The organism is Streptomyces sp. RLA123 (assembly GCF_056270165.1).
Genome location: NZ_JBWDOR010000003.1, coordinates 6,434,561 through 6,454,949, shown reverse-complemented (window position 1 = coordinate 6,454,949; position 20,389 = coordinate 6,434,561). Strand labels below are relative to the sequence as shown.

Annotated in this window: 19 protein-coding genes; 2 read left to right on the top strand and 17 right to left on the bottom strand. The window is 71.1% G+C overall.

The genetic code is table 11. From position 1 onward, the window contains the following. Positions 1–216: 216 nt before the first annotated feature. Complete coding sequence (hisS, locus tag RV983_RS29520) at positions 217–1,479, bottom strand: histidine--tRNA ligase (RefSeq protein ID WP_475988744.1); 1,263 nt, start codon at positions 1,477–1,479, stop codon at positions 217–219. Between the two features lie 13 nt (positions 1,480–1,492). Further along, the gene (locus RV983_RS29515; protein WP_475988743.1) at positions 1,493–2,209 is read right to left on the bottom strand and encodes an MBL fold metallo-hydrolase; all 717 of its coding nucleotides are present in this window, start codon (positions 2,207–2,209) and stop codon (positions 1,493–1,495) included. A 204-nt stretch (positions 2,210–2,413) separates the two neighbouring features. Between RV983_RS29515 and RV983_RS29510 the strand changes: the two genes are divergently transcribed. Both RV983_RS29510 and RV983_RS29505 read left to right on the top strand, forming a co-directional pair. After that, positions 2,414–3,244 (top strand): peptidylprolyl isomerase, encoded by an 831-nt coding sequence (locus tag RV983_RS29510; protein ID WP_475988742.1) that lies wholly within the window; start codon positions 2,414–2,416, stop codon positions 3,242–3,244. 216 nt (positions 3,245–3,460) lie between these two features. Continuing rightward, positions 3,461–4,690: a DUF349 domain-containing protein gene (locus RV983_RS29505; RefSeq protein ID WP_475988741.1), complete on the top strand. Its 1,230-nt coding sequence runs from the start codon at positions 3,461–3,463 to the stop codon at positions 4,688–4,690. Between the two features lie 111 nt (positions 4,691–4,801). Here RV983_RS29505 and RV983_RS29500 read toward each other — a convergent pair whose 3' ends face one another. The 15 genes from RV983_RS29500 to pgsA form a co-directional block, all read right to left on the bottom strand. After that, positions 4,802–7,252, bottom strand: coding sequence for a RelA/SpoT family protein (locus RV983_RS29500; protein WP_475990499.1), 2,451 nt, complete (start codon positions 7,250–7,252; stop codon positions 4,802–4,804). Positions 7,253–7,557: 305 nt separating this feature from the next. Beyond that, on the bottom strand, positions 7,558–8,118 hold the full coding sequence (locus RV983_RS29495; RefSeq protein WP_475988740.1) for an adenine phosphoribosyltransferase: 561 nt from the start codon (positions 8,116–8,118) through the stop codon (positions 7,558–7,560). Positions 8,119–8,144: 26 nt separating this feature from the next. Continuing rightward, a complete protein-coding gene (gene secF / locus RV983_RS29490; RefSeq protein ID WP_475988739.1) occupies positions 8,145–9,311 on the bottom strand; it encodes a protein translocase subunit SecF in 1,167 nt (388 codons plus the stop codon). Beyond that, positions 9,311–11,095, bottom strand: coding sequence for a protein translocase subunit SecD (secD, locus tag RV983_RS29485; RefSeq protein WP_475988738.1), 1,785 nt, complete (start codon positions 11,093–11,095; stop codon positions 9,311–9,313). The genes secF and secD overlap by 1 nt, the downstream gene beginning before the upstream one ends. A 126-nt stretch (positions 11,096–11,221) precedes the next feature. Further along, positions 11,222–11,653 carry a preprotein translocase subunit YajC gene (yajC, locus tag RV983_RS29480; protein WP_475988737.1) on the bottom strand — a complete coding sequence of 144 codons (432 nt, stop codon included), beginning with the start codon at positions 11,651–11,653 and terminating at the stop codon, positions 11,222–11,224. 158 nt (positions 11,654–11,811) lie between these two features. Next, complete coding sequence (ruvB, locus tag RV983_RS29475; protein WP_475988736.1) at positions 11,812–12,876, bottom strand: Holliday junction branch migration DNA helicase RuvB; 1,065 nt, start codon at positions 12,874–12,876, stop codon at positions 11,812–11,814. Positions 12,877–12,925: 49 nt separating this feature from the next. Then, entirely contained in the window at positions 12,926–13,537 is a 612-nt protein-coding gene (gene ruvA, locus RV983_RS29470) for a Holliday junction branch migration protein RuvA (RefSeq protein ID WP_475988735.1), read from the bottom strand. Next, a complete protein-coding gene (gene ruvC, locus RV983_RS29465) occupies positions 13,534–14,070 on the bottom strand; it encodes a crossover junction endodeoxyribonuclease RuvC (protein ID WP_475988734.1) in 537 nt (178 codons plus the stop codon). The genes ruvA and ruvC overlap by 4 nt, the downstream gene beginning before the upstream one ends. 131 nt (positions 14,071–14,201) lie before the next feature. After that, complete coding sequence (locus RV983_RS29460) at positions 14,202–14,954, bottom strand: YebC/PmpR family DNA-binding transcriptional regulator (RefSeq protein WP_475988733.1); 753 nt, start codon at positions 14,952–14,954, stop codon at positions 14,202–14,204. A gap of 61 nt (positions 14,955–15,015) precedes the next feature. Next, the gene (pdxT, locus tag RV983_RS29455) at positions 15,016–15,633 is read right to left on the bottom strand and encodes a pyridoxal 5'-phosphate synthase glutaminase subunit PdxT (RefSeq protein ID WP_475988732.1); all 618 of its coding nucleotides are present in this window, start codon (positions 15,631–15,633) and stop codon (positions 15,016–15,018) included. 76 nt (positions 15,634–15,709) lie between these two features. Beyond that, positions 15,710–16,624: a pyridoxal 5'-phosphate synthase lyase subunit PdxS gene (pdxS, locus tag RV983_RS29450; protein WP_475988731.1), complete on the bottom strand. Its 915-nt coding sequence runs from the start codon at positions 16,622–16,624 to the stop codon at positions 15,710–15,712. 171 nt (positions 16,625–16,795) lie between these two features. Beyond that, a complete protein-coding gene (locus RV983_RS29445) occupies positions 16,796–17,353 on the bottom strand; it encodes a LemA family protein (RefSeq protein ID WP_475988730.1) in 558 nt (185 codons plus the stop codon). Between the two features lie 58 nt (positions 17,354–17,411). Further along, entirely contained in the window at positions 17,412–18,599 is a 1,188-nt protein-coding gene (locus RV983_RS29440) for a glycosyltransferase family 4 protein (protein ID WP_475988729.1), read from the bottom strand. Then, on the bottom strand, positions 18,596–19,591 hold the full coding sequence (locus tag RV983_RS29435) for a phosphatidylinositol mannoside acyltransferase (RefSeq protein ID WP_475988728.1): 996 nt from the start codon (positions 19,589–19,591) through the stop codon (positions 18,596–18,598). Before RV983_RS29435 ends, RV983_RS29440 begins: the two co-directional genes overlap by 4 nt. Continuing rightward, positions 19,588–20,247, bottom strand: a complete 660-nt coding sequence (gene pgsA / locus RV983_RS29430) for a phosphatidylinositol phosphate synthase (RefSeq protein WP_475988727.1) — start codon at positions 20,245–20,247, stop codon at positions 19,588–19,590. The genes RV983_RS29435 and pgsA overlap by 4 nt, the downstream gene beginning before the upstream one ends. Between the last annotated feature and the right edge of the window lie 142 nt (positions 20,248–20,389).

The following is a 20,389-nucleotide window of genomic DNA, read 5'->3' as shown; positions in this document are numbered from 1 at the left end:
GTTCGGTGCCGCCGTCGCGGACAGACGCGTGTTGGCGTTGGAGCGGCTGCATGGACACCCGCTCGGGACGGTCATCTCCCGCGGTACGCCCGGCGGTGGCGCCGGTCCGTACCGCGCGTCGGCCGGCGCCGCCCGTCGCGAACTCGCCCTTCCCGTACGCGGCGACCGCACGCGGTCCGGCCGGGAGCACCCGGCCGGACCGCGTCGGCGTTCGGATCAGGCCAGCCGCTCGCGCAGCGCGTCGACGATCCCGTCGGCCGGCACCGCGGTCTGCTCGCCGCTCTCCAGGTCCTTCAGCTGCACGACGCCCTCGGCGAGATCGCGCTCACCGGCGACGATCGCGAACCGGGCACCCGAACGGTTGGCGGACTTCATGGCGTTCTTCAGGCCCTTGCCGCCGAAGGCGAAGTCGGTGGCGACACCGGCCCTGCGCAGCTCGGTGACCGCGCCGAAGAGCACCTGGCGCGCCTCCTCGCCCATGGGCACCGCGAACACCTGCGTGGGCGGGGGCAGTTCGAGCTCCACGCCCTCGGCCCTGAGCGCGAGAACCGTACGGTCCACACCGAGCGCCCAGCCCACCGACGGCAGCGCGGGGCCGCCGATCATCTCGGACAGACCGTCGTAGCGGCCGCCGCCGCCCACCGCGGACTGCGAGCCCAGGCCGTCGTGGACGAACTCGAAGGTGGTGCGGGTGTAGTAGTCCAGACCGCGCACCAGCTTGGGGTCGTCCTCGTACTCCACGCCCGCCGCCGTCAGCAGTTCACGCACCTGCTCGTGGTAGGCCTTGCAGGCCTCGCACAGGTGGTCGCGCATCATCGGGGCACCGACGAGTTGCTTCTGCACGGTGTCGCGCTTGTCGTCCAGGACGCGCAGCGGGTTGATCTCGATCCGCCGGCGGGTGTCCTCGTCGAGGTCGAGGGCGCGCAGGAATTCCTGGAGCGCGGCCCGGTAGACCGGACGGCACTCCTTGTCGCCCAGCGAGTTGAGCAGCAGGCGGAAGTTCCGCAGCCCGAGCGAGCGGTAGGCGTCCACGGCCAGGATGATCAGCTCGGCGTCGAGCACCGGGTCCTCGGCGCCGATCGCCTCGGCACCGACCTGGGAGAAGTGGCGGTAACGCCCGGCCTGCGGACGCTCGTAGCGGTAGTAGGAGCCGGAGTACCAGAGCTTGACCGGCAGGTTGCCGGTCTTGTGCAGATTGGCCTCCAGCGCGGCGCGCAGCACCGAGGCGGTGCCCTCGGGGCGCAGCGCCAGCTCGTCGCCGCCCTTGGTGGTGAGGGTGTACATCTCCTTGGTCACGATGTCGGTGGACTCGCCGACGCCGCGGGAGAACAGCTCCACCTGCTCGAAGCCGGGGGTCTCGACATAGCCGTAGCCGGCCCGCCGCAGCGGCGCGGAGATCGCCTCGCGTACCGCCAGGAACACGGCGGAATCTGGCGGCAGGAGGTCGTACGTGCCCTTGGGGGCCTTGAAAGTGCTCACAGGAAGTCTCTCGTCACATTCCTCGTCGCGGAGGCGCCGTCTGACCGGCGTCTCCGAGGCCGCGGGCCAACTCCGCGAGATACGGATTGGAGGCGCGCTCACGGCCGATGGTCGTCTGGGGACCGTGACCGGACAGCACCACGGTCGAGTCGTCGAGCGGCAGGCACACACGGGCCAGCGACGCGTACATCTCGTCCATGTCACCGCCGGGCAGGTCGGTGCGTCCGACGGAGCCGGCGAACAGTAGGTCGCCCGAGAAGAACACCGAGGGGATCTCGGCGGTCTCGGGCAGCCTGAAGGCCACCGACCCCTTGGTATGGCCGGGCGCGTGCGCCACGGTCAGCTCCAGACCGGCCAGCTCCAGGCTGCTGCCGTCGGAGAGCTCCCTCAGGTCGTCCGGCTCTCCGATGGTGAGTTCGCCGAGCAGTTGGGCGCCGATGGAACGTCCGAGGGCCTTCTCCGGGTCGTCCAGCATGTAGCGGTCGCGGGGGTGGATCCAGGCCGGGACGCCGTGCGCCCCGCAGACCGGAACGACCGAGGCCACGTGGTCGATGTGGCCGTGGGTGAGGATGACGGCGACGGGCTTGAGACGGTGTTTGGCGAGCGTGTCCTCGACGCCCTGGGCCGCTTCGTGGCCCGGGTCGATGATCACGCACTCCTCACCGGCGGCGGGGGCCACCACGTAGCAGTTGGTGCCCCAGGCCCCGGCGGGGAACCCGGCAATGAGCACGTTCGTCCTTCTGTCGGCTGTCGTTCGCGGCAGGTCGTGCCGCCCGAGGGCGACGTCCTGAGCCTACCGGCGTGAACGCGGCCATCGCGAACCAGTAACGTCGCTGGACTGTGGGCGTGGCGGAGGCGAAGATCTGCCACGACGCACAAACAGACGCAGACGCATATTCGACAGTTCGAGCAGAGGGCATCGGGAGACGGCTCAGTGGTCACCAAGGATCAGCGGCGGCGCCAGCTCGCCCGGGAGAAGTTCGAGCGGCAGCAGGAACGCCGGGTCGGCGCGCGCAGCCGCGCACGGCAGCGCAATGCGGTGATCGCCGCCGTCGTGGCGGTCGTCCTGGCCGCGGGGGCCACGGCCTGGGCGGTCGGCGCGTTCAGCGGCGACACCAAGCAGGACGAGGCGGCCGCCAAGGCCTCCCCCAGCGCGGCGTCCAGCAGCGCGCCCAGCAAGGCGCCCGACCCGTGCGCAAAGCCCGCGGCGGGCGCCGTCGGCACAGAGCAGTGGAAGAAGGAGCCCGCGGTCACCATCGACACGGCCGCGAAGTACACCTTCGACCTGCAGACCACGTGTGGCGACATCGCCCTGGACCTCGACGCGAAGAACGCACCTCACACGGTGAACTCCTTCGCCTTCCTGGCCGGCAAGGGCTACTTCGACCACACCAAGTGCCACCGGCTCACCACCTCCGGCATCTACGTGCTCCAGTGCGGCGACCCGTCGGGCGCCGGCTCCGGCGGTCCCGGCTACACGATCCCGGACGAGAACCTGAAGGCGAAGTCGGTCGCCAAGGGCACGTACCCGGCGGGCACCGTCGCCATGGCGAACACCGGCCAGGCGCACACCGGCGGCAGCCAGTTCTTCCTGGTCTACCAGGACAGCCCGCTCCCGCCGAGCTACACGCCGTTCGGGACGATCACGGCCGACGGCATGAAGGTCCTCAAGAAGATCGCCGCCGCGGGGGACTCCACGGGGGCCGGCGACGGCGCCCCGAACGCGACCGTGGTGATCAACAAGGCGACGGTCAGCGCGTCCTGAGCCGCGTCCCCGCACCCGCTCGGCGAATTCGCGGGTGCGGGATGCGGACAGCCGGGCCACCGGTCGCCTATGTTGGCGTTGTGTAGGGTGCCTGCGCCGACGGCTGCTCCGCGCGAGTGGGCCCGTCGGGACCGGCCAGGGCACGGCCCGGCCGGATGGAACTGTGGACGATGCCGTGTGCCGTGAAGCGGCCGGGCATCACGTGGAGGAGGCGCTGTGAGCAGCGACCCGTGGGGCCGCGTCGATGAGACGGGGACCGTGTACGTACGTACGGCCGAGGGCGAGCGTGAAGTCGGCTCGTGGCAGGCGGGCTCCCCCGAGGAGGCGCTGGCCTACTTCGAGCGGAAGTACGAGGGTCTCGTCGTCGAGATCGGCCTCCTCGAACGCCGGGTGAAGACCACCGACCTGTCCGCCAAGGACGCGCTGACGGCCATCGAGCACCTGCGGACCGCGGTGACCGAGGCCCATGCCGTGGGCGACCTGGCGGCGCTGGGCGAGCGCCTGGACGGCTTGACCGCGCTGGTCGACTCGCGCCGTGAAGAGCGCAAGGTGGCCAAGGCCAAGGCCTCCGAGGAGGCGAAGACGGCCAAGGAGAGCCTGGTCGTCGAGGCGGAGCAGCTGGCCGAGAGCGAGCAGTGGCGATCCGCCGGCGAGCGCCTGCGCGCCCTGGTCGACATCTGGAAGGGCCTGCCCCGGCTGGACCGCAAGACCGACGACGAGCTGTGGCACCGCTTCAGCCACGCCCGTTCGGTCTTCTCCAAGCGCCGCAAGGGGCACTTCGCGCAGCTCGACTCCCAGCGCGAAGAGGCCAGGCAGCACAAGGAGAAGCTGGTGGAGGAGGCGCAGGCGCTGTCCGGCTCCACCGACTGGGGTCCGACCGCGGCGCGCTACCGCGAGCTGATGACCGAGTGGAAGGCCGCCGGCCGCGCGCAGCGCGAGGCCGAGGACGACCTGTGGAACCGTTTCCGCGGTGCCCAGGACGTCTTCTTCGCGGCCCGCTCCGAGGTCTTCGCGGAGCGGGACACCGAGCAGCGCGAGAACCTCACGCTCAAGGAGGAGCTGGCCATCGAGGCCGAGAAGCTGCTCCCGGTGACCGACCTCAAGGCGGCCCGCGCGGCCTTCCGCGGCATCAACGAGCGCTGGGAGGCGATCGGTCATGTGCCGCGCGACGCCCGGCCCCGGATCGAGGCCCGCATGCACACGGTCGAGCGCGCCATCCACGACACCGAGGAGTCGGAGTGGCGGCGCACCAACCCTGAGGCGCGGGCGCGGGCGGCGGGCCTCACCGGCCAGCTGCAGGCGGCCGTCGACAAGCTGCGCGACCAGATCGAGACGGCCCGCGCGGCAGGGAACACCTCCAGGGCGGACAAGCTCCAGCGGGAGCTGGACGGGCGGCAGTCGCTGCTCGACCAGGCACTGAAGTCCCTCGACGAGTTCAGCGGCTGACACCCGCACCGGCCGACACCGGCCGGAAGGGAAAGCCCGCAGGGCCCGTACGCGACCGCGTACGGGCCCTGCGGGCTTCCGTGGGCCTTCCCGGGCCCGCGTGGTCAGCCGTCAGCGCTGGCGTGCCGAGGTGACCCGGTAGACGTCGTAGACGCCCTCCACGCCGCGGACCGCCTTCAGGACGTGGCCGAGGTGCTTGGGATCGCCCATCTCGAAGGTGAAGCGGGAGGTGGCGACCCGGTCGCGGGAGGTCTGGACGGCCGCGGACAGGATGTTGACGTGCTGATCGGACAGCACGCGCGTGACGTCCGACAACAGGCGCGAGCGGTCCAGTGCCTCGACCTGGATGGCGACCAGGAAGACCGACGACTGTGTCGGCGCCCACTCGACCTCGATGATCCGCTCGGGCTGCTGCGACAGCGCCTCGACGTTGACGCAGTCCGCACGGTGCACGGAGACGCCGTTGCCGCGGGTCACGAAGCCGATGATCGGGTCACCCGGCACCGGGGTGCAGCAGCGCGACAGCTTGACCCACACGTCCCGCTCACCCTTGACGATGACGCCCGGGTCGGCGGCCGACCGCCGCTTGGTGCGGCTCCGCGAGGGCATCGTGATCTCGGCGATGTCCTCGGTCGCGCCCTCTTCGCCGCCCAGCGCCTCGACGAGTTTCTGCACCACCGACTGGGCGGTGATGTGCCCCTCGCCGATCGCCGCGTACAGCGCGGAGATGTCGGGGTAGCGCATCTCGTGCGCCAGGGTGACGAGCGAGTCGCCGGTGAGCACCCGCTGAATCGGCAGGCCCTGCTTGCGCATGGCCCGGGCGATGGCGTCCTTGCCCTGCTCGACGGCCTCCTCGCGGCGCTCCTTGGAGAACCAGGCACGGATCTTGTTGCGCGCCCGCGGGGACTTGACGAAGCCGAGCCAGTCGCGGGACGGGCCCGCCCCGGCGGCCTTGGAGGTGAACACCTCCACGGTGTCGCCGTTGTCGAGGGTCGATTCCAGCGGCACCAGGCGGCCGTTGACGCGCGCGCCGATGGTCCGGTGGCCGACCTCGGTGTGCACCGCGTACGCGAAGTCGACCGGGGTGGCGCCCGCGGGCAGCGCGATGACGTCGCCCTTGGGCGTGAAGACGAAGACCTCGTTGCGCGACAGGTCGAAGCGCAGCGACTCCAGGAACTCGCCCGGGTCCTCCGTCTCCTTCTGCCAGTCCAGCAACTGGCGCAGCCACGCCATGTCGTTGACCGCGTCGTCCTTCTTCGTGGACTTCGGGCTGTCGGTGCGCACCTTGGAGGCGCCGGCGACGGCCTCCTGCTTGTACTTCCAGTGCGCCGCGATGCCGTACTCGGCGCGGCGGTGCATGTCGAAGGTGCGGATCTGGATCTCGACCGGCTTGCCGCTGGGCCCGATGACCGTCGTGTGCAACGACTGGTACATGTTGAACTTGGGCATCGCGATGTAGTCCTTGAAGCGCCCCGGTACCGGGTTCCACCGCGCGTGGATGGTGCCCAGCGCCGCGTAGCAGTCGCGGACGGTGTCGACCAGGACCCGGATGCCCACCAGGTCGTAGATCTCGGCGAAGTCGCGGCCCCGCACGATCATCTTCTGGTACACGCTGTAGTAGTGCTTCGGGCGGCCGGTGACGGTCGCCTTGATGCGGGCGGCGCGCAGGTCCTGCTGCACCTGGTCGGTGACGACCGCCAGGTACTCGTCCCGCTTGGGGGCGCGCTCCGCGACGAGTCGGACGATCTCGTCGTACATCTTGGGGTAGAGGATCGCGAAGGCGAGGTCCTCCAGCTCCCACTTGATGGTGTTCATGCCCAGCCGGTGCGCCAGCGGGGCGTAGATCTCCAGCGTCTCGCGGGCCTTCTTCTCCTGCTTCTCCCGCTTGAGGTACCGCATGGTGCGCATGTTGTGCAGGCGGTCGGCGAGCTTGATGACCAGGACGCGCGGGTCCTTGGCCATCGCCACGACCATCTTGCGGACGGTCTCGGCCTGCGCGGCCTCGCCGAACTTGACCTTGTCCAGCTTGGTGACGCCGTCCACCAGCAGGGCGACGGAGTCGCCGAAGTCGCGGCGCAGCGCGTCCAGGCCGTACTCGGTGTCCTCCACCGTGTCGTGCAGCAGCCCGGCCATCAAGGTGGCCGGGTCCATGCCGAGCTCGGCCAGGATCGTCGTCACCGCGAGCGGATGCGTGATGTACGGGTCGCCGCTCTTGCGCTTCTGGCCACGGTGCCAGCGCTCGGCCACCTGGTAGGCGCGCTCGATCTGGCGCAGCTGCGACGCGTCACCCTTGGGATCGTTGCTGCGCACTATGCGCAGCAGGGGCTCCAGCACCGGGTTGTACGGGCTGGAACGCTGCACGCCCAGCCGGGCGAGCCGGGCGCGGACGCGGTTCGACGAGGTCGCGGGCCGGTTCGGCGCGACGCTGCCGGGCGTCCGCACGGGCCGGGCCCCCGGTGTGGCCTGCGGGGCCTTGGGCGGGGTGCTCTCCGCGGGGGCGGCAGGCGCGGCGGAAGGAGCCGCGGAGACGGAGGACGCCTCACGTCCCTCCGCGGCGTTCATCGGCTGGGTCGACCTGGCCTCGTCTTGCAAGGGCACTCCTTCTGGGCCCCTCCTGTCCGAGAACGGGCAAGGAGGGAGGGTCCGGTACACCATGGTAGCGATGTGACCGGGTGAACCGCGTCCCGTCCCGCCCCTCCCGTCCCGCAGCAGGCGAAAACGGGGCCCCACGGCGGCCTGGGGGCCCGTGCCGGGGCCGGCGGCGAGGGGGGCTCCATCGGAGTGCCGGCGCGCGACACCGCGGCCTGAAACGCCTGTGGTGCCCGGTCGGACGACCGGGCACCACAGGCGACGGAGCGACGCTGCGCTCAGACGGCGATCAGTGCCTCCAGCGGGGCCCCGGCCAGGGACGGGGCGAGCCGCTCGCGGCCGCCGAGGAATCCGAGCTCCAGCAGCACGGCGACGCCGGCGACCTCGGCGCCGGTGCGGCGGATCAGGTCGAGGGAGGCCTCGGCCGTCCCGCCGGTGGCGAGGACGTCATCGATGACGAACACGCGGTCACCGGCTCCGAACGCGTCCTGGTGGACCTCGATCTCGGCCGTGCCGTACTCCAGCTCGTAACTCTGCCCGTGCGTGGCCGCGGGGAGCTTGCCCGCCTTGCGGACGGGGACGAAGCCCAGTCCGGCGCGGGCCGCGGCCGGGGCGGCGAGGATGAACCCGCGCGCCTCCAGTCCGACGACCTTGTCGGCGCCGTGCCGGGTGCAGACCTCGGCGAGGGCGTCGACCAGGGCGCCGAAGGCGGCGGGGTCGGCGAGCAGCGGGGTGATGTCCTTGAACATCACGCCCGGCTTGGGGTAGTCGGGCACGTCCCGTATGCGGCTGAGCAGCAGGCTGCGCAGCTCGCTCCGGGCGGCGTCCGTCGTCGTCATCAGTGGTGATCCTCGGTGCTTCTGCTTCAGTGGCGCTTGCCGGACGGGCGGTTGCGGCCGCGGTTGCGGGACGGCGTCTCGCGCCGGCCGCCGGCCGCTCCCGCGGCGGCGGCATGCGAGTCGTCGTCGCCGTGGTCACCGTGGTCACCGTGATCGCCGTGGTTGCCGTCAGCCGCACCGGTGGAGTCCTGCGGGTCGTCCCCGCCCTGCTCGGCACGGCGGGCGTCGGCGACGCGCTTGGCGAGCACCCGCTTGCGCAGGGCCTTGATCTCCGGGTCGCGCTCCTTGAGGTCCGCGACCAGCGGGGTCGCGATGAAGATCGAGGAGTACGCACCGGCGGTGAGGCCGACGAACAGCGACAGCGCGATGTCGTTGAGCGTGCCCGCGCCGAGCAGACCGCCACCGACGAACAGCAGGCCGGCGACCGGCAGCAGCGCCACGACCGTGGTGTTGATGGACCGCACCAGGGTCTGGTTGAGGCTGCGGTTGGCGAGCTCGCTGTACGTGTAGCGGTTCTGCTTGGTGATGTCCTTGGTGCTCTCCTTCAGACCGTCGAAGACGACGACGGTGTCGTAGAGGGAGTAACCGAGGACGGTGAGCAGACCGATCACCGTGCCGGGCGTGACCTCGAAACCGACGATCGCGTACACGCCGATGGTGATGGTGAGGTCGTGCAACAGCGCGATCAGGGCGGCCACGGCCTTGCGCCACTCGAAGGCGATCGCCATGTAGATCGTCACAAGGACCATGAAGATCACCAGGCCTTCGAAGGCCTTCTTGGAGATCTCATCGCCCCAGCTCGGACCGATGATCTGCGGATCGATGTCGGCGGCCTTGATGTCCAGGTCCTGGGCGATGTCGCCCTGGATCTTCTTGGCCTCGTCGAGCGTGATGTCGCTGATCTGGATACGGACGCTGCCCGTGCCGAGCTTCTGCACGAGGGCCTGGTGGTCGCCGGTGTCGCCGTCGATCCGGTCCTGGACCTGGGACACGGACATCGGGGTCTTGGGCGTGGTGAAGACCGCGCCGCCGGAGAACTCGATACCGAGCTTCAGGCCGTTGAAGACCAGACCCAGGATCGCGGCGACCGTGATCAGGATCGAGACGCTGTACCAGAGCTTGCGCTTGCCCACGAAGTCGTAGGCGATCTCGCCCCGGTGCAGGCGGTGCCCGAGGTTTCCGAGCCGGGACATCAGGCCTCCTTGACGTCGGTACGGCCCGCGGGGCGGCGGGTGCGGCGCAGCGGGGGAGTGACGCCCAGGGCGCGCGGGTCGAGTCCGGACCAGGGATGTCCGTCGGAGTAGAACTTCTTGCGCGCGAGGATCGTCATGAGCGGCTTGGTGAACAGGAAGACCACCGCCACGTCGAGCAGCGTCGTCAGTCCGAGGGTGAAGGCGAAGCCCTGCACCTTGCCGACGGAGACGATGAACAGGACGGCGGCGGACAGGAACGACACGAAGTCCGAGACGAGGATCGTGCGCCGGGCGCGCGGCCATCCGCGGGCCACGGCCGGCTGCAGGGAGCGGCCCTCACGCAGCTCGTCACGGATGCGTTCGAAGAACACGATGAAGGAGTCGGCGGTGATACCGATGGCGACGATGGCACCGCAGACCGCCGGCAGGTTCAGCGCGAAGCCGATGGCCGGGCCGAGCAGCGTCATGATCTCGTAGGTCAGGATCGCCGAGACCACGAGGCTGAGGATCGCGACGAAGCTCAGACCCCGGTAGTACGCGATCAGGTAGAGCATGACCAGCGCGAGGCCGACCGCGCCGGCGATGATTCCGCCGTGCAGCTGCTCGCCGCCGACCGCCGCGGAGACCTTGGTGACGTCGGACTTGTCGAAGGTCAGCGGCAGGGAGCCGTAGGACAGGACGTTGGACAGGTCCTGCGCGCTCTCCTGGGTGAAGCTGCCGTAGATCTCCGCGCTGCCGCTCAGGGTCTGGTTCACCGAGGGGGCCGAGACGACCTCGTTGTCCAGCACGATCGCGAACTGGTTGTTCGGCGGCTGCTGCTGGGAGAGCTGCGAGGTGATCTTCGAGAAGTCCTTGGAGCCGGTGCCGTCGAAGGACAGCGTGACGACCCAGCCGTTGCCGGTCTGGGTGTCGTACTGGGCGGCAGCCTTCTTGACGTTCTTGCCGTCGACCGCGGACGGGCCCAGCGCGTACTTGGCCCTGCCGTCCTGGCTGCACGCGACGATCTTGTCGGTCGGCTTGGCCTTCAGGTTGAGGTTGGCGCGAACTTCCTTGTCGGAGCAGTCCAGCGCCGCGAGCTTCGCCTGCAGATCGGCCGGGATCGCGGTGTCCAGGGTGCTGCCCGGGGCGACCGGCGACGCCGGCGCCGACGGGGGCGCCGAGGCCGGTGCGGAGGCCGGTGCCGAGGCCGGTGCCGAGGCCGGTGCGGACGGCGTCGTGGACGAGCCGGACTTCAGCGCGTCGGTGACGGCGCGGCCCTGCGTCGAGGGGCTCGAGGACGGCGAGTTCACCGCCCCGGTCGTGGCCGTCGAGGAAGGCGAGGCCGGGGACGACGCCTTGCCCGAGGGGCTGGACGAGGGGGAGGGCGAGACGGGCGGGGTGCCGGCCACCTCGGCGAGCACGGGCCGGAAGAACAGCTGGGCGGTGGTGCCCACCTGCTTCTCCGCCTGATCCGCGTTCGTGCCCTTGGGGATGTTGACGATGATGTTGCGATCGCCCTGCGTCTGGACCTCGGCCTCGGACACACCGAGACCGTTGACACGCCGCTCGATGATGCCGACGGCGGTGTCCATGTTGGTCTTGTTGATCGCGTTGGTCTGATCGCTCTTGGCCGTCAACGTGATGCTCGTGCCGCCGGCGAGGTCGATGCCCAGCCGCGGCGTCGTGTGGCCGGAGAGGAACATCCCTCCCGTGAGCGCCACGATGGCCAGCAGGATCACTGCCAGCGCCCGCCCGGGGTATCCCTGGCTCCCCGAGGGCTTGCGGCCCCTCTTCGGTGCTGCCACCTTCTCGATTCTCCCTGTCCAACCGCCCTGCGGACCTGCGCGCGCAGCAGGGCGGCACGATGTGTTGTACGGACGTGCCGACGCGTGAAACGTACCTGCCCCAGGTGTCGTCCCGGGGCGGCGGCGTTACTTGGAGTCGGAGCCGTCCGTCTTGGGGGCGTCTTGTGCCGTGGCCTCGTCCGTGGACTTGGCGAGGTCGACGCGGTCCTCGTCCTCGGCGGAGTCGTCGCCGTGCTCGGCGTCGGTGGCCTCGAACTCCGGCTCGGGCTCCGGCTCGATGCCGTGGACGACGCGGTCGTACTCGGCCTGGTCCAGCACGGCGGCGATGGCGTTCTTCGCGAAGTGCGCGTGCACGCCGTCGGCCAGCTCGAGCAGCACCGTGTCCTCGTTGACCTCCTTGACGACCGCGTACATACCGCCGATGGTGCGGATGCCCGCACCCGGCGCCATCTGGTCACGCATGTTCGTGGCCTGGCGCTGCTTGTTCTTGGCGGAGCGGGTCATCAGCAGCATGACACCGATGATCAGAACGAAAGGCAGAATCTGGATGATGTTCATGGTGTCAGGAGGGTCCTTCGCATGGCCGCGGTGGCCTCGTCTACGGGATTGGGTCGTCGTTCCGGAGGACGACGTCGGCGGAGTCTAAGCGTTCGTTCGCCGCTGGAACAACGCCAAGCATTACACCGTGGTTCCTGCGGCGGCGAGTCTCCCCGCCGTCAAGGGCCGAACAGCCCGTCTTGCCCGGGTCCGGCGCCCTGCGGAGGCACGAGTCCAAGGTGTGCCCACGCGGCGCGAGTGGCCACGCGGCCGCGCGGTGTACGCGCCAACAATCCCTCGCGCACCAGGAACGGCTCGGCCACCTCCTCCACCGTTTCGCGCTCCTCCCCCACAGCCACCGCCAGTGTCGACAGCCCCACGGGCCCGCCGCCGAAGAGCTTCAGCAGGGCCTGCAGAACGGCCCGGTCCAGGCGGTCCAGGCCGCGGCCGTCGACCTCGTAGACATCCAGGGCGCGCGTGGCGATCTCCCGGGTGATCCGGCCGTCGGCCTTGACCTGGGCGAAGTCGCGGACGCGGCGCAGGAGTCGGTTGGCGATGCGCGGGGTGCCGCGGGACCGGCCGGCGATCTCGGCGGCGCCTTCCACCTCGATGTCGACGTCGAGAAGCCGGGCGGAGCGGTGGATGACGCGCTCCAGTTCGGCCGGGGCGTAGAACTCCATGTGCCCGGTGAATCCGAAGCGGTCGCGCAGGGGCGGGGGCAGCAGCCCGGCCCGGGTGGTGGCGCCGACCAGGGTGAACGGGGGCAGTTCCAGGGGAATGGCGGTGGCACCGGGCCCCTTGCCGACGATGACGTCGACGCGGAAGTCCTCCATCGCCATGTAGAGCATCTCTTCGGCGGGCCGGGACATGCGGTGGATCTCGTCGAGGAAGAGCACCTCCCCCTCGGCGAGGGAGGACAGGATCGCGGCCAGGTCGCCCGCGTGCTGGATCGCGGGGCCGGAGGTGATGCGGATGGGAGCGCCCATCTCGGCCGCGATGATCATCGACAGCGTGGTCTTGCCGAGCCCGGGCGCGCCGGAGAGCAGCACATGGTCCGCGGTGCCGCCACGCTGGCGGGCGGCCTTGAGGACCAGGTCCAGTTGTTCGCGGACCCTTTCCTGGCCGACGAACTCCTCCAGCGCCTTGGGCCGCAGTGCTGCTTCGACGGCCTGGTCCTCGCCGTCGGCGGCGCCGCCGACAAGTCGGTCGGCGGTGGTCGGTACGGACTCGTCGTCCCAGTTCACTTCGGTGCGCCTTACGGTCAGCGGACTGCGGTCAGCGGGGCGGGGAGGGTCAGCGGGTCCGGTTCAGGGTCTGCAGGGCGGCCCGCAGCAGCGCGCCGACGTGCGGCTCGGCAGTCGCCTCGGCCTGCGGGGCGACCGCAGCGACGGCCTCCTCGGCCTCCCGGGGCTGGTAGCCGAGGCCGATGAGCGCGGTGTGCAGCTGCTCGCGCCACGAGGCGGGACCTGCGGCCGCTGCGGGCCGGCCGGCCGGGCTGCCCACGGGGGAGCCGAGGCGGTCCTTGAGCTCCAGCAGCAGGCGCTGCGCGCCCTTCTTCCCGATGCCGGGCACCGCGGTGAGGGACTTCTCGTCGCCCGTGGCGACGGCGGCGCGCAGGGCGTCGGGGGTGTGCACGGCCAGCATCGCCTGGGCCAGCCGGGGGCCGACCCCGCTGGCGGTCTGCAGCAGTTCGAAGACCTGGCGTTCGTCGTCGTCGGCGAAGCCGTAGAGCGTGAGGGAGTCCTCGCGGACGACGAGGGAGGTGGCCAGCCGGGCCGGCTCGCCCAGCCGGAGCGCCGCCAGGGTGCCCGGGGCGCACTGCACGGACATGCCGATCCCGCCGACCTCGATCACCGCGGTGTCGGGGGCGAGGGCCGCGACGGGCCCGCTGACGAAGGCGATCATGACGTGCGCTCCTGGATTCGTGCTCGGGCGGCCGCGTGCGCCTGCTGGAGGCGGTTGGTCGCGGTGCCGCGCCAGATGTGACAGATGGCCAAGGCCAGCGCGTCGGCGGCGTCCGCGGGCTTGGGCGGGGCGTCCAGCCGCAGCAGCCGGGTGACCATGGCGCCCACCTGGGACTTGTCGGCCCGGCCGCTGCCGGTGACGGCGGCCTTGACCTCGCTGGGGGTGTGCAGGTGCACCGGCAGGCCGCGGCGCGAGGCGCACAGGATGGCGACCGCGCTCGCCTGCGCCGTGCCCATCACGGTGCGGACGTTGTGCTGGCTGAAGACCCGTTCCACGGCGACCGCTTGGGGCCGGTACTCGTCCAGCCAGGCCTCGATGCCGCGTTCGACGAGGACGAGGCGCTCGCCGATGTCCGCGTCCGCGGGGGTGCGGACCACCCCGACTCCGGCCATCCGCAGGGGTGTTCCTGGGGCGCCGTCCACCACGCCGATGCCGCACCGGGTCAGTCCCGGGTCCACGCCGAGCACACGCACCGCGCCCCTCCCTCCTTCGGTCAGCTGTTCAGCCGTTCCTGGAGGTTATCGGGTGGCACCGACAACGACGGCGGCCCGGTGGGGGTGTGTCCCCACCGGGCCGCCGCCCGAGCCGTGTGCGCCGGGAAGCCTCAGGCGTCGACCTTCTCCATGATCTCGTCGGAGACATCGAAGTTGGCGAAGACGTTCTGCACGTCGTCGCTGTCCTCGAGCGCGTCGATGAGCTTGAAGATCTTCCGGGCGCCCTCCTCGTCCAGATCCACCTGCATGGTGGGGACGAAGTTGGCCTCCGCGGAGTCGTAGTCGATACCCGCCTCCTGCAGCGCGGAGCGGACCGCGACGAGGTCGGTGGCCTCGCTCAGCACCTCGAAGGACTCACCGAGGTCGTTGACCTCCTCGGCGCCCGCCTCCAGGACCGCGCCGAGCACGTCGTCCTCGGAGAGTTCGGCCTTGGGGACGATCACCACGCCCTTGCGGTGGAACAGGTACGACACCGAGCCCGGGTCGGCCATGGAGCCGCCGTTGCGGGTCATCGCGACGCGGACGTCGGAGGCGGCACGGTTGCGGTTGTCGGTGAGGCACTCGATGAGCACCGCGACACCGTTCGGGCCGTAGCCCTCGTACATGATCGTCTCGTAGTCGGCACCGCCCGCCTCGAGACCGGCACCGCGCTTGACCGCGCTGTCGATGTTCTTGTTGGGCACCGAGCTCTTCTTCGCCTTCTGGATGGCGTCGAAAAGGGTCGGGTTGCCGGAGATGTCGGCACCGCCGGCGCGTGCCGCGACTTCGATGTTCTTGATCAGCTTCGCGAAGAGCTTGCCGCGCTTGGCGTCAACCACGGCCTTCTTGTGCTTCGTCGTAGCCCATTTAGAGTGGCCGGACATCAGCCTGTCTCCTTCACGTCACCGATTGCTTCACGAACACTGCGATCCTACCGGGATCGTGTCACGCGGCGGCGCGCACCATGTCGACGAAGTACCGGTGCACCCGGTGGTCCCCGGTCAGTTCGGGATGGAACGAGGTGGCCAGCAGGCTTCCCTGGCGCACGGCGACGACGGTGCCGTCGTCGAGCCGGGCCAGCGTGGCGACCCCGCTGCCGGTCGACTCGACCCAGGGGGCGCGGATGAAGACGCCCTCCACCGGGCCGCCGTCGACGCCCTCGACCTCGACCGCGGTCTCGAAGGACTCGTTCTGCCGTCCGAAGGCGTTGCGCCGCACGGTCATGTCGATCCCGCCGAAGGTCTCCTGGTCGTCCCGCCCGTCCAGGATCTTGTCGGCGAGCATGATCATGCCGGCGCAGCTGCCGTAGACGGGCAGGCCCTCGCGGATGCGGTCGCGCAGCGGCTGCATCATCCCGAAGAGCACGGCCAGCTTGGACATGGTGGTCGACTCGCCGCCGGGAATCACCAGGCCGTCGATCTCGGCGAGTTCCTCGGGCCGGCGCACCGGGCGGGCGAGGGCGTCGGCCTCGGCGAGCGCGACAAGGTGCTCACGGACATCACCCTGGAGGGCGAGGACGCCGATGGTGGGGGTACTGACGGACAGGGGCGACAGGGATGACACGGGTGGGACCTTCCGGACGTCTGGGGCGGGCACGGCCGACGGGCAGGCCGTCACCGGCCCGCCCGTCGCGGGGTGCTCACCAGCCGCGGTTGGCGTAACGCTCGGTCTCGGGGAGGGTGTCGCAGTTGATGCCGACCATGGCCTCACCCAGGTTGCGGGAGGCGTCCGCGATGATCTTCGGGTCGTCGTAGAAGGTGGTGGCCTTCACGATCGCGGCGGCACGCTTGGCCGGGTCGCCGGACTTGAAGATGCCGGAACCGACGAAGACGCCCTCGGCGCCGAGCTGCCGCATCAGCGCGGCGTCGGCCGGGGTGGCCACACCGCCCGCGGAGAACAGCACGACCGGCAGCTTGCCGAGCTCGGCGACCTCCTTGACCAGCTCGTAGGGGGCGCGCAGCTCCTTGGCGGCGGCGTACAGCTCGTTGTTGTCGTAGCCGCGCAGGCGGGCGATCTCGTTCTTGATCTGGCGCAGGTGGCGGACGGCCTCGACGACGTTGCCGGTGCCGGCCTCGCCCTTGGAGCGGATCATGGCCGCGCCCTCGGCGATCCGGCGCAGGGCCTCGCCCAGGTTGGTGGCACCGCAGACGAAGGGGGTGGTGAATGCCCACTTGTCGGAGTGGTTGACCTCGTCGGCCGGGGTGAGGACCTCGGACTCGTCGATGTAGTCGACGCCCAGCGACTGCAGGACCTGGGCCTCGACGAAGTGGCCGATGCGGGACTTGGCCATCACGGGGATCGAGACGGCCTCGATGATTCCCTCGATCATGTCCGGGTCGGACATGCGCGCCACGCCGCCGTCCTTGCGGATGTCGGCCGGGACCCGCTCCAGGGCCATGACGGCCACCGCGCCGGCGTCCTCGGCGATCTTCGCCTGGTCCGGGGTGACGACGTCCATGATCACGCCGCCCTTGAGCTGCTCGGCCATGCCGCGCTTGACGCGCGCGGTGCCGGTCTCAGGGGACTGGGGGGTGCTGGGAAGCGTGCTGGACACGGTGACCTCACTCGGCGACGGGACTTCTGGGTGGTGGCGGCAGTCAGCGGATTCCGGGACGCGAGGCCAAGGAACGAGGAACTGGAGACGCGAAGCGGAAAAACACTGAGTTGTTGCCCTGTATCCCATGGTGGACCGCGCGAAGTGGACCGGAAAAGGGCCAATCGCGCCTCAGTGGCCTGCCGCGCCGTCCGCGGTGAGGACGGCCGGAGGCTCGTCGTCCATTTCGAAGGTCACGGGCCGGGCCGCGTGCCCGGCCAGCCGGAACCAACGCACCTTGCGGTGCGCACGCAGCGCCCTGGCGGCGCGCACGGCGTCGTTGTGGAAGCGGCGGGCCATCGGCACCCGGCGCACGGCCTGGGTGAGCTCACGGGCGGCGTCCTCGCCGCCGGGCGCCTGCCGCACGGCGTCGACAGCGTCGGCCTCGGCGAACACCGCCCGCAGCGCCTGGCTCAGCTCGCTCTCGGCCACCTCGCGCTGTTCATCCTCCGCCTGCCGGGCCGAGTGCGCGGCCTCGTAGAGCACGATGCTGGCGGCCGGGTCCAGTACGCCCGCCGTCGCGAGCTCCTGGGCCACCGAGGCCCTGCGCAGCAACTGTGCGTCCAGCGCGGCGCGGGCCGCGTCGATGCGCGCGTGCAGCCGGTCCAGCCGGCCCGCGGTCCAGCTCAGATAGAGGCCGATGGCGACAACCGCCACGGCCACCCAGATGATGGTGGTCACGGGCGGCAAGGCTACCGGTGCGCCGGGGGCGGCCCGCCGGGCGGCGGACCGTCACCCTTGCGGCGGCTCAGTCGCGGGCGAAGCCGAACCGGGCGCGCAGCCCGACGCGCTCGTCGGCGGCCACCGCCGCCGCGCCCGCGGCGACCGTCTCGTAGACCGCCAGGATGTCCGAGGCCACCCGCGACCAGTCGAAGCGCCGCACGTGCCGCGAGCCCCGTTCGCGCAGTTGCGCCCGGCGCTCGGGGTCGCCCAGCAGCCGTACCGCCGCCGCCGCGAGGGCCTGCGGGTCCTCGTTGCGGAAGACCTCGCCCGCCGCTCCCCCGTCGAGCACCTGGCGGAAGGCGTCCAGGTCGCTGGCGAGCACCGGGGCGCCCGCCGACATCGCCTCGACCAGGATGATCCCGAAGCTCTCGCCGCCGGTGTTCGGCGCGATGTACAGGTCGACGCTGCGCAGCAACCGCGCCTTGTCCTCGTCGCTGACCATGCCGAGGAACTCCACGCGCGAGCGCAGGTCCGCCGGCAGATGCTCCACGGCCTCCACCTCGTCGCCGCGCCCGGCCACCAGCAGCCGGGTCCCCGGGAGCTCCGCGAGGATCCGGGGAAGGGCCTTCATGAGCACGGGCAGCCCCTTGCGGGGCTCGTCGATGCGCCCGATGAAGCCGATCGTGTGCCCCCTGGCTTCGCCGGGGAAACCTCCGCCCTGCCACTCGGACTTGGGCTCCGCTTCGGCGAAGAAGCGCACGTCGACACCGTTGGGGATGACCACGGCGTCCCCGCCCAGGTGCTCGACCAGGGTGCGCCGCGCGTACTCGCTGACCGCGATGCGGGCGCTGATCTTCTCCAGGGCGGCCTGCAGGATCGGGTACGCGGCGATCATCGCCCGCGAGCGCGGGTTCGAGGTGTGGAAGGTGGCGACGATCGGCCCCTGCGCGGCCCAGCACGTGAGCAGCCCCAGTGAGGGCGAGGAGGGCTCGTGGACGTGGATGACGTCGAAGGCGCCCTCGTGCAGCCAGCGCCGCACCCGGGCGGCCGACAGGAAGCCGAAGTTGAGGCGGGCCACGGAGCCGTTGTACGGGACGGGGACGGCCCGGCCGGAGGACACGACGTACGGCGGCAGCGGAGTGTCGTCGTCCGCGGGCGCCAGGACGGAGACCTCGTGGCCGAGCGCGATCAGGTGCTCGGCGAGGTCGCGGATGTGGAACTGGACGCCTCCGGGGACGTCCCAGGAGTACGGGCTGACGATCCCGATCCTCAAGATTTCTCCGTTCCGGAGCGGTCGGAGGCGGTGCCGGACACCGGAGGGGACGCCGCGACGGAGTCCCCGGGTCGGCCGGGCACGGACGTGCCGGCCGGCTCCGGACGGGGTTCGAGGTCCTCGAGCCACAGCCGCTGCAGCATGTGCCAGTCCTCGGGGTGCTCGGCGATCCCGGCGGCGAAGACGTCCGCGAGCCGCTGCGTCATGGCGGCGGTCTTCTCGGTGCGCGTGCCGCTCCCGGGGACCTCCACGGGCGGGTGGAGACATCCCTTGAGGGTCCGCGACGCGTCGTACCAGAGGGTGACCGGCAGCAGGAGCGCGCCGGTCTGCACGGCGAGCAGCGCCGGCCCGGCCGGCATGCGGGCACGGGCGCCGAAGAAGTCCACCGGAACGCCGGAGGCGGACAGGTCGCGGTCGGCCACCAGGCAGACCAGCCCGCCGTCGCGCAGCCGCCGCGCCAGGGTGCCGAAGGCGGCTCCGCCGGTGTGCGGCAGCACCTCCATGCCCAGGCCCTCGCGGTAGGCGACGAAGCGGTCGTACAGCGTCTCGGGCTCGAGCCGCTCGGCGACCGTGGTGAAGGGCACGCCGAGCCTGGTGGTGACCCATGCGCCGGCCAGGTCCCAGTTGGCCATGTGCGGCAGGGCGAGGACGACGCCGCGGCCGGAGGCCAGGCCGTCCACCAGGTGGTGCAGGCCCTCGGGGGCGAAACCCTCGCGGACGCGTTCGGCGCTCCACGAGGGCAGCCGGAAGGACTCCATCCAGTAGCGCAGGTAGGAGCGCATGCCGGCCTTGGACAGCTCGCGCAGGCGGGCCTCGTCGGCGTCCGGCACGACGCGCGCGAGGTTGCCCTCCAGCCGGGTCACGCCCTTGCCGCGCCGGCTCCAGGCCAGGTCGGCCACCGCGCGCCCCAAGCGGTTGGCGACCGGCTCGGGGAGCCGCTTGACCGCGCCCCAGCCCAGTCCGTACAGCGCGTCGGTCAGCCGGTCCTTCACACCGCCCCGCTTCCCTCGTGCGCCGCGGCGTCGGCCTCGAAGGCCTCCCGGCGCACGGTGATCACCCGCTGCACCAGTGTGACCAGGCTGCCGACGGCCACGATCCACAGCGCGATCGGCAGCAGCCACTGGATACCCGGCACCCCGAACTTGTGCAGCCCGGCGAAGCCGCAGGCCACCAGCGAGATCACCAGGCGCTCGGCGCGCTCGACGAGCCCGTTGACGGCGACCGGGAGGCCGATGCTCTCGCCCCGCGCCTTGGTGTACGAGACCACCTGGCCGCTGGCGAGGCAGAAGATCGTCACGGCGCACAGCACGAGATCGTTCCCGCCCCCGGCGTACCAGAGGGCGAGTCCGCCGAAGATGGCCGCGTCGGCGACCCGGTCGAGCGTGGAGTCGAGGAACGCGCCCCACCGGCTGGAGACGCCGGCCTGGCGGGCCATGTTGCCGTCCACCAGGTCGGAGAAGACGAAGAGCGTGATCACGACCGTGCCCCAGAAGAACTCGCCCCTGGGGTAGAAGACCAGCGCTCCCGCGACCACGCCTCCGGTGCCGATCAGCGTGACCGTGTCCGGGCTGACGCCCAGGCGCAGCAGAAACGCGGCGAACGGTGTGAGGACACGCGTGAAGAATGCACGCGCGTACTTGTTCAGCATGGCCTTCCCGGAGGTCGGTGGTGCCCGGCGCGGCTCCGGCGGCCGCCCGGCTGGCCCATCGTAGCCAGAGGGGATGTTCGGGATGCGCCGGGCTCCCGTCCTGCCGGCACACGTACGACGTATGGACGCACCGTGACGCGCG